Origin of the sequence: Nitrosospira sp. Nsp2, from assembly GCF_003050965.1 — a bacterium.
GTDB lineage: Bacteria > Pseudomonadota > Gammaproteobacteria > Burkholderiales > Nitrosomonadaceae > Nitrosospira.
Window position 1 is genome coordinate 769,455 of the sequence record NZ_QAOU01000001.1, and the last position, 16,496, is coordinate 785,950.

Genomic DNA, 16,496 nt, shown 5'->3' on the forward strand with positions numbered 1-16,496 from the left:
TTTGATGCTGCTTTTCTGCTGGTTGAGCAGGAAAAGGTGTGCAGTGCTTGAAACCGGCAGAGTGATATCTGCGCTGGTTGATTTTTTATCATGAAAAAAATTCTGTTGTTGCTATGCTTGCTGACGCTTGCGGCGTGCGCCGCCCAAAAGGCATTGAAGGGATTTGATACCGATTTTGATGGTGACAAACCCTGGGCTGAACTGCAGGTACAACTGCCTGCTTACCCCAAAGCGGAGAATCTGCTGCCATTTGACGCCGGCCCTGCCAGCAATAATCTTTATTACATCGATGCTCCCTCTCTCGTGGTCGGAGAGGAAGGCATAGTGCGCTATACGCTGGTAATCAAATCACCCGAAGGAGCGATGAACGTAAGCTACGAGGGAATGCGGTGTGCAACCGATGGCGTGAGAGAGCAGGCGAGACTGAAAATATTAATACTTAAATTTCAGGTTACCGAAAAAAGGCTCTACGCCATTGGCCGTGACGACAGGACCTGGGTACGGGCACGAGTATCAAAATGGGAGGAACTCGAAGATATCTCTCAGCATTATGCGCAACGGGCGCTTTCCAGATATTTCTTCTGCCCGGCTAATGTTATTGTGAGAAATAAGGAAGAGGCCATTCAAGCGTTGAAGAGAGGCAGCCATCCACGCGTGATTCAGTAGCGAGCGATAAGACTGAACTCACATGTTGAAGAGCCCATCGGGACAGGCAGCTCTATGTCGAGTTGCGACTTTCGTCGTGGCACGGCGCTGCACGCCTTCGTCACCGCTTTACTGCTTCATTCGGTCGATCTCATTTTCCTTTCAGACAAATTATTTACTGCGGGCGTGCTCTGGTAACTCTTTCGAGATCGTGGCAGGAGGCGGATCCAGCGGCTACAAGTAAGTAACTCTTTCGAGATCGTGGCGGGAGGCGGATCCAGCAGCTACAACTAATCCGGCAGCAGCGGGCGCAGTTGTAGGGAATGAGGATTTATACTCGCGATCACGGTGTAATCGATGTTTCCGGTTGTACCCTTTTTAATAGACGCCGGCGGTTGCTGAAAGGCCCACAGTCCCAAGTTGTCGTTGTGCAGGTTCTGGCTGCGGTTGAAAAATGCTCGAACCATAATCGGCCCCGTCATGGGGCCTGTAGTTGAATTAATCCTGATTCTGTAGCTCGGTGTATTCCCGTTGGGCTGTCCGACATCATCTGTATGGACAGAATCGAACATCGGCATTCCTTGATCCAGTGAGGTGGGTGAAATGGGCAGCAGCAGATTTGCCAATGCAGGGCTGTAGGATAACGTCACCACATTCCCACCAGTGAGGAAACGGAGCGCGTCAACATCATGCCGGACATTATCAATATACATGGTGGAAACCTGGAGGAGCCGCACTGACTCGAACTTTTCCGTCTGCACCGGATCGGGAACCACATCCTCTGTTAATTCAAACGTCCCCGCCACATGGAGCGTGGTTGCCAGGTCAGATGGGTCTTCCAGGATCAGCGCCCAAGAGAGATTCATGATCTGACTCGTCGTGGCGCTGTTGCGGGAACCTGAGCGCGAGCTCGTAATCCGGATCAGCATCCTGCCCGTACCATCCCGACCGAGTTGGGATGTGTCAATAGCGATGCGTTGTAACTGGGGATGGAAGAATAAGGTTCTCTTCGGAAATGAGGTTGAGGTACCGGAGATTGCCGGCCCGAGGACGAGGCTCTGGCCGAACGGCAACGGTGGGGTAGGATCAGTCCCGACCTTGAGCCGCAGATAACCGGAAGAGTAGATAACAAGAACCTGAGGGAAACGGTTTGTATTGGGTACGCGTTTCGCAAAGGACAGGAGCTTGGTCTTCCCCATTGATTTGCCATCGATTAACACTTCGAATGGATCTTCCGGGATCGCCGCCCGCAGCTTTTTTATCACCCAAACGTTGTTGTTAAACATCCCTATCTGCTGCAAAGCGTCCTTGTTTTTCGGAATTTAGTTACCAGGGCTCATATTTAGCGCTACGAGAGGAAAATCATAGTCCTTTATTTCACGGATGAAGTTAAATACTGCCAGCCTCAGATCCAAATTGGCTTAGTTTAGTTAATGGATACATGGAACGTATACATGGTGCGCTGTTCGGATGGCAGCTTATATACTGGTATCGCCCTTGATGTAGGGCGGCGTGTGGCTGAACACAATACCAATGATGTGCTTGCCGCCAGGTATACCCGCTGCCGGCGTCCGGTCATGCTTGTTTACCAGGAAAAATACGATACCCGCTCAGCAGCAAGCAAGCGCGAGTACGAAATCAAGCAGATGGGCAAGAAAGAAAAATTGATGCTGATTAAGGCTGAATTAACCTCGGGAAAATGACAACGACCTGTTCCAAAAGACTGCCATGCATTTATGCAGTTCTCTGAGAAATCCTGCCCATCCGGCTATCCAGAATCATACTGCAGCTCCAGTAAGACAGAAGTAGCTTACCAATACGTATCAGTATCGCTGCGGCAAGTAAGCCTGCTGCATACCCGCGCGCCCGAGCCGTGCTTGGCTGCCAACCCAACCCACGGTTCAGCAGCCAGTCCAGAGGAACGAGAAGATAGCCGCAAGTCATGCCAGTCGATTAGAAGCGAATTCTGGGGACGTCGTATGGGAGGCCTTTGCAATTGCCTTCTCCGATATATGAAAGCTGTTCAATAAAACTGGAACTGGCAGGGCTGCCACCCATACACAGGAACTATGAAGTGGCAACAAGTTTTCCTGTTTTCACCAGTGCCATGTAATTGGAGACCCCAGCCATGAAAATTGGCTGAGCCGTTCGCCTTGTGATGTACCAGGCAGCTTCTAACCATTCTCACCTGTCCATTCATATCAGCACCGCCCGGTTCTGATAACTCGTCCTTCTCGGAACATAACCAGGTAAGCAAAACCCGCTCGTTTGGCCCGAAGTACGGGCGCTTCAGTGCGGCACCTTATATCTGCGTCAATATGCCGCATGCGGCAATATGCCACATTCCTAATTTAAATCATTTGTTTTACAGTTGGTCCCCAGCCATATGACTTTTTGGAATGGCGCAATGACTTTTAGTAGGGGCTCTCCAGCCATTTAGACGCGGCGCCACGACAACCGAAATGAATATTTCAAAAGTTTCCATGTTGACAGGAAAATGGAAAAAATTAATCGTTTTGCATAGTCTGGATTTTATGATCCAGACCAAACGGCAATGACGGGTTTCCGTTACCAGCCCGGCACTTCAAACGAATAAGAAAAATGAAAAGCAAGAATTACTCGGCAATCGTGTCATTCGCGATGTTAATAATGATTTTCCCCGGTTTAGCAATGTCACAGAGTACAACACCCTCTCCAAAAACGCCGCTTTCTCCGGTTGTCGTGACGGCTAATCCGATTATTGATCGCGTCCGTATCGATCCTTTCTCCAGCACGTCCGCTGTGGTCACTGAGAGTCAGTTACGTGACCAGAATGCATTCGATCTGGCGACTGCATTGCGACGTACCCCCGGGGTGCAGATATCACGTTACAACCCGGTCGGTGGTTTTGGTGGCGACCAAGGAGGTGCTGTCTATATTCGCGGGATGGGCGTGAGCCGTCCTGGCAGCGAAATCAAGACTTATATTGATGGCGTTCCATTCTATATGGGCGTCTGGAACCACCCACTGCTCGACCTGTTGCCGGTCAATGGCATGCAGTCCATTACGGTCTACAAGAGCCCGCAGCCGCAAATCAACGGCAACAATTTCGCATCGATCAATCTGGAAACCAAGCGTGCGTCCGACGATGGCGTACAGGCTAACGCAAGGATTTCCGGGGGCTACTTCAGTACTTTTATCGAGCAGGTGGATCTCGTCGGTCGCCGCGGAAACGTGGACTTTATGCTGGCACAAGGCCACGCTCAGTCAAATGGGCACCGGCCCAATGCGAGTGGGGAACTGAATAATGTAATGGGTCGTGGCGGTCTTCGGCTGAATGACAATTGGGCGGTTGGGACCAGCTTTTTGTATGTCACCAACCAGGCACGAGACCCAGGGGACAACCGTCTCCCATCCCCAGCCATTGCACCGCAATATATTACACAGGCGGGAATGGTATCTGCCTTCATATCCCATAAGCATGGCAACTGGCATGGCGATCTCCGTATTTACCACAACAGGGGTGAAGGCAACTGGCTGCATCAGGCCGGATTGGAAGGAAATCAGTTTAATAATTTCCAGATGACGGGCGTGCGCTGGAAAGAACAGTTCTCTCTATGGAAGGGAGGGGCTATTGTTGCCGGACTGGACAGCGACTGGGTCTCGGGCGAATCCCGATTCAATCGCGTAGCGCCGGCGCCGTCGGGCACCTTTAACTCGCCGACTTTCCGTGTTACATCGCCTTACATAGCGCTGAGCCAGAAGATCGACCTGGGTAAAAGCTGGTCGCTCGTCCCGGCGATTGGTATACGCGTTTATGATCATAGTGAATTCCAGACAAAAACCTCGCCGCACGCCGGCCTATCCCTGATATCCGAGAGGATAACGATATTTGGCAATGTCTCGCGTGGCATCAATTATCCGGGTTTGGAAGCTCCCGTCCTGTCGTCTCTGATTCCCCCGCTCGGACAGACCTGGAAGCAGCTCTCCGCGGAAGAGCTCAATCATGCGGAAGTCGGTGTGAAGCTGACCCCCACGGAATCAACGCAAATCGATATCAGCGTATTTATCGATCAGGTGAAGAATCGTTATATCTTCGGCTTCCCGCCGAATGTGCCGCCCCCTCCCCAATTCATAAATCTCGGGACCTACGTTATGCGTGGCGCCGAAATTGCGATCCGACAAAATATTACCTCTGAGTGGACGATATTTGGGGGCTTGACGCTGCTTGATCCTAGCATCGACAACTTGCCCTATACACCGAAGAGGGCCGTTACAGCGGGTATAAACGGGCAAATCGGCCCTGTCCGTCTCACGGTTGATACCCAGTATCAATCAAGCGTATTGGCGCTCAGCCGTCCGCGGGCGGCGGGGGCCGTCAATACTGAGCAAGTGGATTCATTTGTGATCATGAATGCACGCGTATCTCATCGATTGCCAATACTCGGTAAAAGAGGGGAGATTTTCGTGGCCATGGAAAACCTCCTGGATGCGAACTATGCCTATCGCCCAGGTTATCCCATGCCCGGGCGCTGGGGGCAGATCGGGCTATCCGCAAGCTTCTGAACTGAGACTGATATGACTGAGCATTTAATTTAAGAGTGAAGGAAAGTACAAAAAATTATTTTTGTCGGAAATGTATTAGTGCCCGATATAAGTGCCGAGCTTTAGGTTTAAAACATGGAGGTTTTAATGCAACTGTTACCGTTAGTACGTCCTTCAGGAGAGCTAAGTAAAGATGAAATTGCTCGTTATAGTCGACATCTCCTCATTCCCGATTTCGGCCTGGAAGGGCAGAAATGTCTCAAGAACAGTAAGGTCCTGGTAATAGGCGCAGGTGGACTTGGCTCGCCCGTACTTCTCTATCTCGCGGCAGCCGGGGTTGGGACATTAGGAATTATTGATTTCGATATCGTCGACGAATCGAACCTGCAAAGACAAATCATCCATGGGCAATCGGATGTCGGCCGTTTCAAATCCAGGAGCGCAAAGGACTCGGTCAATGAATTGAACCCTTATGTTCATGTTCAGCTTCATAACGAACGCCTGGAAGCAACTAATGCCATCGAGATAATTTCGGGCTATGACCTCGTTATAGACGGAACGGACAACTTCGCGACGCGGTATCTTGTGAATGATGCCTGTGTACTTGCAGGAAAGCCGTATGTCTGGGGATCAATCTTTCGGTTCGAGGGACAGGCTTCGGTTTTCTGGGAAAACGCGCCGGGCGGACTGGGCCTTAACTATAGAGACCTGTATCCCGAACCGCCTCCATCTGAAATGGCCCCTTCATGTGCCGAAGGCGGCGTACTAGGCATCCTTTGCGCTTCGATCGGCGCAATTATGGCGACCGAAGCAATCAAATTGATCACCGGCCTAGGTGAAACTTTGCTTGGCCGCCTCGCCGTTTACGATGCGCTGGATATGACGTATAGATTCATTCCCCTGCGGCGGGCGCCGATAAGAACTCCTATAACGGGATTGATCGATTATCAGGAATTTTGCGGATCGGGGAAACCCGCTTCCGACAATAAAACAAATGTTCCGGTAATCAGTGCACTGGAATTGAAACAACTGCGGGAAAGCGGCATGGAGATGCAGCTCATTGACGTCCGAGGAATCGAAGAATGGAACATTGTTCGTATTGAAGGTGCAAACCATATTCCTAAAAACAAGATCATGACGGAAGAAACTTTATCCAGGCTGAATAAAGAGGATCTCATCATCCTTCATTGCAAGATGGGCATGCGTTCCAGGGATGTTCTGACGGAAATGCAAAAACATGGCTTTACAAACGTAAAGAGCCTGGACGGAGGAATTCTGGCGTGGATAAGGGATGTGGACCGCTCATTGCCGAGCTATTAGCTGAGCCGGCAAACGGTTACGGCTTTCACTTTTACTGACCTGGTCACGCAAGCATCACATTTTTGCATTTCCCGAGACTCATACAGTATCGACAATCCGTCATGTTTAAAAAATCCCGTCTCTCCGGCACGAAAATTCTGTGTGTCATTCAATGAACCTACTACTCAGGAGTTGAAAATTATGCTGACCATACACGCCAAACTTGTTGAAGCGATGCTTGCTCAAGCACATAAAGATCACCCTATTGAAACCTGTGGAATCATCGCCGGACCCACCGGTTCAAATCTTCCGCTTCGCTTGATTCCGATGCGTAATGTAGCCCAATCGGAAACCTTTTTTAAATTTGACCCGCAGCAGCACCTTCAAGTGTGGAGAACAATGGAGATGCGAGGCGAGGAGCCCATTGTTATCTACCATTCGCATACCCATACGCAAGCCTACCCCAGCCGTACAGATGTCCAGTATGCAACGGAGCCGGCGTCTCATTACGTCATTATTCCTACAGGGCCGGCATATACAGAAGAGATCCGCAGCTTCCGCATCGTGGACGGGATGGTGACCGAAGAACGAGTCAGGATGTTGGGTTCCTATAAAACAGAATGGGAACTGTCGATGGTTGCCTAGTTGTATAACCCGCGCAACAAACCGAGCCGATTTATACGTATCCCCAAGGGAAGGACGAAAAATGAGTAAATCAAGAGCCGTCGCGTTACTTGTCGCTGTTTTGCTGTCAGGGATATCAATGTTTGCCGGAGCCCACGATGAAGCATATTTCGATTCCAGGGAATCGGCGCACGGTGGGCAAACGCGAATGGCTGGCCCTTACCACCTGGAGCTCGTCGCCAAGGATAAGGAAATCGTGCTCTATGTAATGGATCATGCAGACCGTCCGTTGAGCACCGAGGGGGGCGGTGGCAAGGCAAACGTTCAAATCGGCAAGGGCAAGGATAACACCTCTATCAAGCTGGAACCGGAGGGTGAAAACCTGCTAAAGGGTAAAGGGGATTTTTCTGTCACTCCCCAGACAGTGGTCACAGTATTCGTTGACCTTCCCGGACAGGAAGTCACGACCGCCCGCTTTATCCCGCTCAAGGCCACGGCCAAGACTGCCAGGAAACAGAACGCCGCCAAGCCCCAGGCCGGCAGCAAGAACGGACATGACCACCATCACATGTGAGGTTTGACCAATCGTAATGGAGCGTCAACTTGAGTTGAAGCCGGTTTCCGCAAGCTCGCCTCTACCGTAGTTTTCGGGTTTTGTGATCATAAATCGAAAAGGAATAGCTATGCCTATCACCGTAAATGTCCCAACCATACTCAGACCGCTCACCAATAATCAGAAGCGGATTGAAATTTCTGGTGTCAACGTTCTCGAAGTCATCGATCAAATAGAGCACCAGTACCCTGGCGTGAAGGAAAGACTGATAACCGACGGGATGGCACACAGTTTCATCAATATCTACGTAAACGATGACGACATTCGTTTTGGTAAAGGGTTATCAACAGAATTGCGAGATGGCGATTCGCTGACCATTTTGCCCGCTGTCGCCGGGGGGCAAGCCGAGCCTGTTCGCGCTCCACATATAAGATGAATATGAACCGTACCTTAACCGGTTGCGGGATAACCGGTCCATTAGATGGTCATGGTCCGGAGTTCGCTGCTATCGCATCCTCACTGCTTTACCAGTCCACCGCACTGGGTATGCACATTGAGTCGAGCAAAAGCCCTGCGGAAAATCGCGCCCTATCTTTTGAATTCAGGACCCCGCATACCCGGCCTGTCGTATGCGTCGTGGATAATTGGAGCGACGCATCCAGGCAAGCGTTTGCGACTGAAAATATTATGCAGGCGGCATGTGGGCTTATGTCGGTTCATGGTCGAGCAAGCGGCAAATATCGGCCTCTGGGGTTGAACTACGTCTCGACCTTAACGGCCGCGCTGGCGCTTCAAGGTGGAGCTGCGGCTTCAATCGGTCAGCTGCGCGGTCTGCCCATACGGCACAGCAGCGTTTCGATGGCAGCGGCAGCGCTATTAAGTCTGGGACAGTATATAGCGGGAGCAACAGCGTGCGAGTCTCCGGAAGTACTGTTGCCGGACAACAGCGCCCATACCCCCTGTCTTCCCCTGGTTTCGTCGGACGGTATCATCTTTGAACTCGAAACCCTTGATGTCGGTCCTTGGCAGAAATTCTGGACCGAGGTCGGTGTGAGTTCAACAGTGGCCGGCAAGGGATGGGCCGCTTTTCTGCTGCGATATGCTAAAGCCATATCTCCTCTGCCTGATGAACTAGTCAGCGCGATATCAAATCTCGCTTACCAGCATATTTCACAAATATGTGCTCGTACTGGCATGTCAATCTGTCCCATACGATCCATTGATGACAGAGCGAAGGATGACGACTGCAGGCACGTGTGGCTCCAGGGACCCTGGGAATTCCTTTACGAGAGAAGTCCGGACAGCAGGGCATCAACCCGGGCCAGTGGTGACCTGCCGTTAAGCGGGCTTACCGTCATAGAATCCTGTCGGCGAATTCAAGGTCCTCTCGCGGGACATCTTCTCGCACTTCTGGGCGCAACAGTTATCAGGATCGAGCCGCCGGGTGGAGACCCGCTGCGAGGTATGCCGCCAATGGCGGAGGGTTGCTCGGCACGATTCCATGCGCTTAACCGTCTTAAAACTATTCAGGAAGTGGATATCAAGTCTCCAGTTGGACAAGCGAAAATCAAGGAATTGGTGCGGGATGCGGATGTGTTTCTGCACAACTGGGCACCCGGTAAAGCGGTGCTGTTAAATCTGGACGATGAAGACCTGGCTGCGGTTAATCCTTCCTTGATTTATGCCTACGCCGCGGGTTGGGCAACAGACAGGGCGGCTCATTGCCCCTCGAACTCAAGACCCGGCACGGATTTCATGACTCAAGCCTACTCCGGGGTTGCCAGAAAGATCGCGGACACTTCAGGGAATCATGGCGGCTCTCTATTTACGGTATTGGATGTACTCGGAGGGGTGGTTGCAGCCCAGGGGATTACCATCGCACTGCTTAATCGTTATATGAATAAGGTTGGTGCGAAAGTCACTTCATCGTTGATGAGCGCCGCCACGCTTCTGTGTGCGGATGATTTCCGTGAGGTATATAACCTGCCCACTACTCTCAAAACCTCAAAAAGTATTATCGACAAGATCTATGACACCAAGCAGGGAAAAATCGCCGTTGAATGTTGCAACGTAGCAACGTTAATGCGATTAGCTGAGGCTCTTGAAATTGAAACTGATACTGAAACGGCCGATTTTGAGGAGCACCTGGACTCTTTGTTCCGGTCAAGAACCGCTACTGAATGGGCTGAAGTGCTGGAAGATGCATGCGTTCCTTCAGCTGTGGTTATCGAAAACCTGGCTGACCTGCAGAACATAGCATATCTGCAGCCGGGCTTGAGTCCTGGCTCTTATACGAGCGTGAATTCTCCCTGGAGTTTTAGATGAATCACTCGGGCATCGTAGACATGGTTCCTGCTGAAGTTCGCCGCGAGTGGACTCTAAATGGGATCTATCCAAATAAATCCGTATACGAGCTGTTTTGCGAACATGTATGTCAGAACCCTGACAGCCCTGCGGTTGTATCGTTTGATGAGACGATCACTTACGCAGCACTATTAGACAGGGTGCGTCGTCTTGCAGCCAGCTTCAAAGCAGTGGGAATTGTTTCCGGAGATGTCATCGCTTATCAACTCCCGAATGGTTGGCAGAGTTGCGCGATCGATCTCGCTGCCGCTGCAATAGGAGCGATTGTGGCACCGTTCCCCCCAGGGCGTGGGCGCCTTGAAATTGTGTCATTGCTAAGACGGTGCGCCGCGCGCGTAATTATTGTTGAGCATGAATACGCCGGGGTTGACCTCTGTGAACTTATTGAGTCAATACGCCCAATTCTGCTGTCGCTCCGTGTTCTCGTCGTGGACGGAAAAGAGCGAAACGGGTGGCACACGATGGATAGCTTGTTTGGAGCCGAGCCGATTGAATCAAGCCAATTACCCACCGTTTCCCCTGACTTCCCCGTTCGGCTGCTCATCTCGTCCGGAACAGAATCCGAGCCAAAGTGGGTTGCTTATTCCCACAACGCGCTGATTGGCGGACGAGGACGTTTTCTGCAACGAATACACGTCGATGGTAGTGCTTTCAGGGGCCTCTATCTGGTGCCGCTGGGCACGGCGTTCGGTTCAACCGCAACATTCGGGGTTTTATCCTGGCTCGGCGGAGTCGTTGTTCTGCTGCGTCAATTCGACGTCGCCGCTGCCATTCAAAGTATTGCCGAATTGAAGCCGACCTACATCTTTGGTGTTCCCACCATGTTCCAACGCATCGCCGCTGATCCGGCATTATCAAAAGCGGATACGTCCAGTCTGATCGCTATTATTAGCGGTGGAGCGAAAATTGATGAAACGTCAATCCGACGATGTACCGAGGCGTTTCGATGTGGCTTTATCAGTTTATACGGATCTGCGGATGGTGTTAATTGCCACACCACCCTTCATGATGATTTGGAAGCGGTTTCTTGCAAGGCAGGGAGGCCTAACCCGGAGGTTTGCTCTATCCGGATAGTAGATGACGAGAAGAAGGAGGTTCCCCAAGGTTGTGTCGGAGAAATAGCTGCCAGAGGTCCGATAAGTCCTATGCAATATGTGAATGCTCCTGACCTGGATGCGCTATATCGAGACGCGGATGGCTGGGTTTTTACCGGTGACCTTGGTTTTATCGATGATGATGGGTATCTGGTGCTATCCGGGCGCAAGAAAGACATCATTATTCGCGGTGGTCTCAATATCAGTCCTGCCCAAATCGAAAACATCGCCGTTTCCCATCCGGCTGTTGTCAGCGCTGCCTGTGTACCTGTAGCCGATCCGGACGTTGGCCATCGGGTTTGCCTTTGCCTGGCATTGAAGGATGGGATTGAACGTCCATCGCTATCCCAATTCACTCGTTACTTGCATGAGAAGGGCCTGGATACGAACAAATTGCCGGAATATTTGCGCTATTACCGCCAACTGCCCCTCAGTCCGGCAGGAAAAATCGATAAGAAGCGCTTATCCGCCGAGGTGGAGTTCAGCAACTACACGGCCAAAGCTGGCCTTGCCCAATTGGCGAATCAATTGTGAAAACACAACCGCGCTGTATGGAATTGGCGCGATCCCTTTCGGTAGAGGTGAGAGGCTTCGTCGATGAGCAAATCCTTCCCCATGAACCAATGTTGGCCGATGGCGGAGATCTGGCGGCCGGATTGCAATCCGAGCTTACCGAAAAAGCCCGATCTGCCGGGCTGTGGGGCTTGTTTTACCCATTGTCTCATGGCGGAAAGATGGCATCGCTTGAAGAGTACCTTATTGTTGCGGAACAGGAAGGGCGTTCGGAATTCTCTCCGGCAATTCTTGGGAGCCATTCCGCATTGGACGCGCATATGCTCCTGGAATTTGGTACCAACGAAATCCGTAAAAATTTCCTTGAACCAATGGCGGCCGGGAAAGCCGTTCCGGCTTACGGGATGACTGAGCCGGGACATGGCGGATCGTTCCCCGGCTTGATATCGACGACCGCACAGTTCGAAAACGGGAATTGGACGATCAACGGCAGAAAATGGTTTGTTGGCAACGCAGACCGCGCCACTTTTGTTACGGTCCTGGCACGCACCGCCGGGGAAGATTTGCCGCTCGGCAAGTCACACTCCATGATTCTGGTCCCGACAGATACACCCGGATACAAGGTCGAGCGCCAAATCTCGATATTGGGTCGTTTCCTCGGTCAGGGCGAGATGTCTTTCACAGAGGTCGAAGTCCCTGAGAGCAACCTCTTGGGATCCAGTGGCGGCGGGATGGATTTGATGAGCCGACGCCTTCGAAGGGGGAGGCTGCTACGCTCGATGAATTGGATAGGACTGGCCCAACGATGTTTCGATCTCATGGGCGCCCGGATAAATTCCGGCCGTGGCCTCTCGGCGCGACTGCATGAAAAGCAACTGGTCCGCCAACACCTCGTCACGGCGTACCAATCCATAGCAAGTGCGAGGGAATTGATTCGAGTCGCTGCCCGCGGCGTTGACGGGGGATGTCCAAATGATGTCCAGATCAATGTCGCGAAAATCGCTGCGTCGCAAGCACTTTGCATTGCCTCGGACTCGGCAGTGCAAATCTATGGCGCGGAAGGCATTAGCGATCTTACCCCGCTCTCCGGCATTTATAGAATTGCCCGGACGTCACGCATTCTGGACGGTACCGACGAGTCCCTTGTCAGCTCAGTGGGGCGCCGGCTCATCAATTTCTTTAAAGAAGAAGACACCTATCACTTTGCCTGATCCCATGGTTGCCGATCTGTCGAAATTTTTCTACGAATTGGGGTCTGGCTTCGCGGCTCGGACGAGGGGCGCCCCTCTCCCGACGGGATCAGGTTATAAGTGCAAGGCATGATGGCTATCTGGTTTCGCGTTGTACTGGTTCTTGCCATGGCCATGCCCATGCTGGTTTTATATGCAATCAGCGCGCTCGGGCCATTCCTGACACTGGACCTTCATTTCAAGCCCGAGTTACTCGGCTACCTGTTAATGAGTTCGTTCGGTCTGGCAGCCGTTTTATCGCTATGGGCAGGTGCGTTCGTCGATCGGGTTGGTACGCGTTATTCGCTGATCGTACTTTTCTCGACTATTGCATTTGCGTTCACCCTGATCGCAACGGTCCAAAATTTTTATGGTCTGCTGGCCGCCACCGCTATTTGCGGGATCGCTCAGGCTCTCGCAAATCCGGTAACAAATTTACTGATCACGCAACAAGTTCCCGCGGAGAAAAAAGCAAAAGCTGTGGGGCTGAAACAAGCTGGAGTTCAGCTCGCGGCTCTCTTCGCGGGTCTGGTGCTCCCAGGCATTGCATTACGATATGGCTGGCCGACCGCATTCGGGCTGATTGTTCCGGTGGCAGTGTTACTCGGTATAGCGGCCCCGCTCTTTACGCCCGGGAAACATAGCGGAACAAACAGGGGCTTCTCGCTCTCGCCTCCAAATTCGCTGTTAATGTGGTTAATCGTTACCCAGTTTTGCGTTGGCGTTTCGCTCTCTGCTTTTGTCACGTTTTTACCAACTTTTGCCGCCCGGCAAGGTATGCCGCTATCGCTGGCTGGCTCTCTAATTGCCGTTTTCGGTGTTATGGGAGTGATTTCCCGGATTGTATTGACACCAATAGGGGCAAAACTTAAAGACGAGTCGGCTCTTTTGCTGTTACTGATCGCTATTGCGGCTTGCGCAATAGCAGTGACGATGCACGCCGATCTGGAAAATCATTGGCTGTTATGGATAGGGGCCGCAAGCATGGGGCTTACCGCGGCAGGCACGAACGCAATAGCGATGAGCATGCTGGTAAGGGACCCGAAATTTGGTCCGGTAACGATCACATCCGGATATGTCTCGGTTGGATTCTTCAGCGGTTTTGCACTGGGTCCGCCGCTTTTCGGCGTTTTGTCGAGTTCTTCCCCGGATATGTCGTCTGGGTGGGTCGTGCTCATTGGCGTGCTCATGGCCGCGTGCCTCACGGTACTGGCGCTCGCCTCTGCCCGTCGACGGAAGACTCAGGCGTTAGCAGTTGCAGCCAGCCACGGCCAGCGTACTTCCACCGTGAAGATGTAAAAATGTCAGGATTTCACGAACGAATAAATCGGGTGCGCTTCGCATCGCGCTGTGCTGTTGTCCCTTGAGAACCGCAGTCTGACTGGGAGATAGGGATCGATGAAGCATCTCGGCGATAAGGTGGCGGCGATGTGGGCTTTCGCCGCCAAGGAGGAGCAGGGCCGGAATTCCGAGCGCGGTGAAACGGTTCGGTTCAAAAGTGTAATGGCTGATACTCCGCAATTCGCGATGAATCGTATGAGCAGCGGCCAGGCGTCCTGGCCAGCTCGGTCCCGCTTGCAGGGCAGCAAGCTCATGGGGCGGTGATTTGACGATTTCGCGAAAAAAAAACAGAAGCGCTTCTTCCCGGTTTCCTGAATCGAGCAGGGCTTGCAGGTGTGTGTCGAATTCAGGCGACCAACCGCTGCCAGCAAGCGAAATGGACGGTTCGTAGAGGAGAAGCGAGTCAATGTTGGAGGTCAGAAGTGCCGCTTCCAGGGCACACAGCCCTCCAAAAGAATGTCCGAGAAGATGCACCGGCTGGCCTATGGCGTCAATGACAGCGGCGATATCTTCGCTTTCGCGCTCAAGAGCGTAGTCGTGGCGGTCGCCGCTGCGTCCGCGTCCTCGCCGATCAATGGTCCAGACGCAGAAGTGCTGTTCGAGCGCGGCCAATACCGGGGACCACGCAAAGTGATCTCCAGACGTGCCATGCACAAGTAACAAGGGTCTACCGGCGCCGCTACGCCAACACGCGATGGGAACCCCATCCTTGGAGGAAATGAATTCCATGATTGCCCAGATTGTAGATTCTTTGCGCGGAAAAACAAGACTCGCTGGAAGGTAAGAATTTAAACGTGGTGAAAGTTAATCATCAGAAATGGTTGCAATCGTTAATTCTGTGGGTGTCAGCCGCCATCATATTTATATTTCTAACCAGCGATGCCTGGGCCGGGGACGGGAGCAAGCCACTAGGTCATATCAATCCATACCTGCGCACGACCGGCGAGCTTTACGGCAGCTACGAGGCATGGGATTTCTTTCGCCCAAGCCCCGCAATAAACAATGACAATTCCTATGATTTGTGGGCGTTGCGAGCCAGGCTTGGTGCATTGCTCACTACTTCATATGTTGACGGTTATGCGCAAGCCCAATATGTCGGTTTATACGATCTCCCGAATGATGCGGTCGCGTCCCCCGGCGGCCCGCTTGGCCTCGGCGCCGCCTATTTCCAGGCAAATCAATCCACCAATGTGAGTAATATTTTTTTAAGGCAGGCTCATCTTGACTTCAAATTCAGTTCGCTGGGCGTTCCGGGAGCGTTTCTGAAGATTGGCAGATTCGAATTTATGGATGGCATGGAATACAAGACGGGCAATGAGAAATTCGACAGCCTTAAAAGATCTCGTGTCGCTCAGCGTCTTCTGGCCTCGAATATTGTCCATGTGGGTCGAACCTTCGACGGATTTGCGGCGGTTTATGATCAAGCCGGCTTCAATATGACAATGACCGCTACTCGCCCAACTCAAGGCGGCTTTACTGCCGAAGGACAAAGCCAGATCAGCGATATCAACCTGTTCTATGCGGCGGTAACGAGTAAGAAGGATGTACTGTTGCCCGGAACCGAAGGCCGGATTTTCTATGTGAACTACGATGACAAGCGCAACACGCAGGTTGTGGATAATCGCGCCGCCGCCGATCGGCCCCGTCTTGACAGTCAAAACCTGAATATCCATACCGTTGGCGCACACTTGCTGGCGCTTCATCAACTGAAAGGGGGCAGCGCAGACGCTTTACTTTGGGGGGCCTACCAGTTCGGCGATTGGACAAATCAGAAGCATCAAGCCTGGGCCTTCGCTGCAGAGGCAGGTTATCAATGGTCTGATGCAGCCTTCAAGCCATGGCTCCGCGCGCTCTACTTTGTCAGCTCAGGCGACGATGACGCGGCGGACCTGAAGCATAAAACTTTCTTTTCCCTCCTTCCAAATGGCCGCGGCTATGTCAAATTCCCTTTCTACAATCTGATGAATATGCAGGATGCGTACATACAGCTGAATTTGTCGCCCACCCCGCAAACCAGGGTAACAATAGACCTGCATCATCTGTCGCTCACCAGTTCCAGCGATCTGTTCTATAAGGGACTGGGTCCTACGATGAAATCGGGAGCCTTTGGCTATTCGGGGCAGTCTTCCGCGGGCAGTAGCGATGTAGGTCAATCGCTTGACATCAGTTTCACGCATACCCTTACAAAAGCCTTATCGTGGAGATTCTATTACGGGCACGCGTTCGGTGGCACTGTCCTCAGAAGCATTTATCAGGGGAAAAAAGACGCAGACATGGTCTACCTGGATTTCAACCTCGTATTTTGAGAAG

At 52.1% G+C, this 16,496-nt stretch carries 14 protein-coding genes; 12 read left to right on the forward strand and 2 right to left on the reverse strand.

Features of this window, described 5'->3' with window-relative positions:
- Positions 1 to 90 precede the first annotated feature (90 nt).
- Complete coding sequence (locus tag C8R31_RS03480) at positions 91 to 666, forward strand: CNP1-like family protein (RefSeq protein WP_107692644.1); 576 nt, start codon at positions 91 to 93, stop codon at positions 664 to 666.
- Between the two features lie 269 nt (positions 667 to 935).
- Here C8R31_RS03480 and C8R31_RS03485 read toward each other — a convergent pair whose 3' ends face one another.
- Positions 936 to 1,931 carry a hypothetical protein gene (locus C8R31_RS03485; protein ID WP_107692645.1) on the reverse strand — a complete coding sequence of 332 codons (996 nt, stop codon included), beginning with the start codon at positions 1,929 to 1,931 and terminating at the stop codon, positions 936 to 938.
- Between the two features lie 168 nt (positions 1,932 to 2,099).
- Between C8R31_RS03485 and C8R31_RS03490 the strand changes: the two genes are divergently transcribed.
- The 10 genes from C8R31_RS03490 (at position 2,100) to C8R31_RS03535 (ending at position 14,144) form a co-directional block, all read left to right on the forward strand.
- Positions 2,100 to 2,348, forward strand: a complete 249-nt coding sequence (locus tag C8R31_RS03490) for a GIY-YIG nuclease family protein (RefSeq protein WP_375136105.1) — start codon at positions 2,100 to 2,102, stop codon at positions 2,346 to 2,348.
- Between the two features lie 967 nt (positions 2,349 to 3,315).
- Positions 3,316 to 5,190 carry a TonB-dependent receptor gene (locus tag C8R31_RS03495; RefSeq protein WP_107692824.1) on the forward strand — a complete coding sequence of 625 codons (1,875 nt, stop codon included), beginning with the start codon at positions 3,316 to 3,318 and terminating at the stop codon, positions 5,188 to 5,190.
- Between the two features lie 126 nt (positions 5,191 to 5,316).
- Complete coding sequence (moeB, locus tag C8R31_RS03500) at positions 5,317 to 6,489, forward strand: molybdopterin-synthase adenylyltransferase MoeB (RefSeq protein ID WP_107692647.1); 1,173 nt, start codon at positions 5,317 to 5,319, stop codon at positions 6,487 to 6,489.
- 180 nt (positions 6,490 to 6,669) lie between these two features.
- Positions 6,670 to 7,113, forward strand: coding sequence for a Mov34/MPN/PAD-1 family protein (locus tag C8R31_RS03505; protein WP_107692648.1), 444 nt, complete (start codon positions 6,670 to 6,672; stop codon positions 7,111 to 7,113).
- A 61-nt stretch (positions 7,114 to 7,174) separates the two neighbouring features.
- Positions 7,175 to 7,666, forward strand: coding sequence for a hypothetical protein (locus tag C8R31_RS03510; protein ID WP_107692649.1), 492 nt, complete (start codon positions 7,175 to 7,177; stop codon positions 7,664 to 7,666).
- A gap of 109 nt (positions 7,667 to 7,775) precedes the next feature.
- Positions 7,776 to 8,081: a MoaD family protein gene (locus tag C8R31_RS03515; protein ID WP_107692650.1), complete on the forward strand. Its 306-nt coding sequence runs from the start codon at positions 7,776 to 7,778 to the stop codon at positions 8,079 to 8,081.
- Positions 8,082 to 8,083: 2 nt separating this feature from the next.
- Complete coding sequence (locus C8R31_RS03520) at positions 8,084 to 9,970, forward strand: CoA transferase (protein ID WP_107692825.1); 1,887 nt, start codon at positions 8,084 to 8,086, stop codon at positions 9,968 to 9,970.
- Entirely contained in the window at positions 9,967 to 11,637 is a 1,671-nt protein-coding gene (locus C8R31_RS03525) for a class I adenylate-forming enzyme family protein (RefSeq protein ID WP_107692651.1), read from the forward strand. The genes C8R31_RS03520 and C8R31_RS03525 overlap by 4 nt, the downstream gene beginning before the upstream one ends.
- The gene (locus C8R31_RS03530) at positions 11,634 to 12,827 is read left to right on the forward strand and encodes an acyl-CoA dehydrogenase family protein (protein WP_258192512.1); all 1,194 of its coding nucleotides are present in this window, start codon (positions 11,634 to 11,636) and stop codon (positions 12,825 to 12,827) included. Before C8R31_RS03525 ends, C8R31_RS03530 begins: the two co-directional genes overlap by 4 nt.
- 108 nt (positions 12,828 to 12,935) lie before the next feature.
- Positions 12,936 to 14,144, forward strand: a complete 1,209-nt coding sequence (locus C8R31_RS03535; RefSeq protein ID WP_107692653.1) for a CynX/NimT family MFS transporter — start codon at positions 12,936 to 12,938, stop codon at positions 14,142 to 14,144.
- Here the strand turns inward: C8R31_RS03535 and C8R31_RS03540 are convergent.
- Positions 14,094 to 14,915 (reverse strand): alpha/beta fold hydrolase, encoded by an 822-nt coding sequence (locus C8R31_RS03540; RefSeq protein WP_107692654.1) that lies wholly within the window; start codon positions 14,913 to 14,915, stop codon positions 14,094 to 14,096. The genes C8R31_RS03535 and C8R31_RS03540 overlap by 51 nt on opposite strands.
- A gap of 65 nt (positions 14,916 to 14,980) precedes the next feature.
- Here C8R31_RS03540 and C8R31_RS03545 point away from each other — a divergent pair, with 65 nt between their 5' ends.
- Positions 14,981 to 16,492 (forward strand): alginate export family protein, encoded by a 1,512-nt coding sequence (locus C8R31_RS03545; RefSeq protein WP_258192513.1) that lies wholly within the window; start codon positions 14,981 to 14,983, stop codon positions 16,490 to 16,492.
- The last annotated feature ends 4 nt before the right edge of the window (positions 16,493 to 16,496 follow it).

Bases quoted from the DNA above. Each gene is read 5' to 3' on its own strand.
- C8R31_RS03495 (WP_107692824.1), top strand. From the start codon at position 3,316: ATGTCACAGAGTACAACACCCTCTCCAAAAACGCCGCTTTCTCCGGTT.
- C8R31_RS03485 (WP_107692645.1), bottom strand. From the start codon at position 1,931: ATGTTTAACAACAACGTTTGGGTGATAAAAAAGCTGCGGGCGGCGATC.
- C8R31_RS03540 (WP_107692654.1), bottom strand. From the start codon at position 14,915: ATGGAATTCATTTCCTCCAAGGATGGGGTTCCCATCGCGTGTTGGCGT.
- C8R31_RS03535 (WP_107692653.1), top strand. From the start codon at position 12,936: ATGATGGCTATCTGGTTTCGCGTTGTACTGGTTCTTGCCATGGCCATG.
- C8R31_RS03480 (WP_107692644.1), top strand. From the start codon at position 91: ATGAAAAAAATTCTGTTGTTGCTATGCTTGCTGACGCTTGCGGCGTGC.
- C8R31_RS03515 (WP_107692650.1), top strand. From the start codon at position 7,776: ATGCCTATCACCGTAAATGTCCCAACCATACTCAGACCGCTCACCAAT.
- moeB (WP_107692647.1), top strand. From the start codon at position 5,317: ATGCAACTGTTACCGTTAGTACGTCCTTCAGGAGAGCTAAGTAAAGAT.
- C8R31_RS03490 (WP_375136105.1), top strand. From the start codon at position 2,100: ATGGTGCGCTGTTCGGATGGCAGCTTATATACTGGTATCGCCCTTGAT.
- C8R31_RS03520 (WP_107692825.1), top strand. From the start codon at position 8,084: ATGAACCGTACCTTAACCGGTTGCGGGATAACCGGTCCATTAGATGGT.
- C8R31_RS03525 (WP_107692651.1), top strand. From the start codon at position 9,967: ATGAATCACTCGGGCATCGTAGACATGGTTCCTGCTGAAGTTCGCCGC.
- C8R31_RS03510 (WP_107692649.1), top strand. From the start codon at position 7,175: ATGAGTAAATCAAGAGCCGTCGCGTTACTTGTCGCTGTTTTGCTGTCA.
- C8R31_RS03505 (WP_107692648.1), top strand. From the start codon at position 6,670: ATGCTGACCATACACGCCAAACTTGTTGAAGCGATGCTTGCTCAAGCA.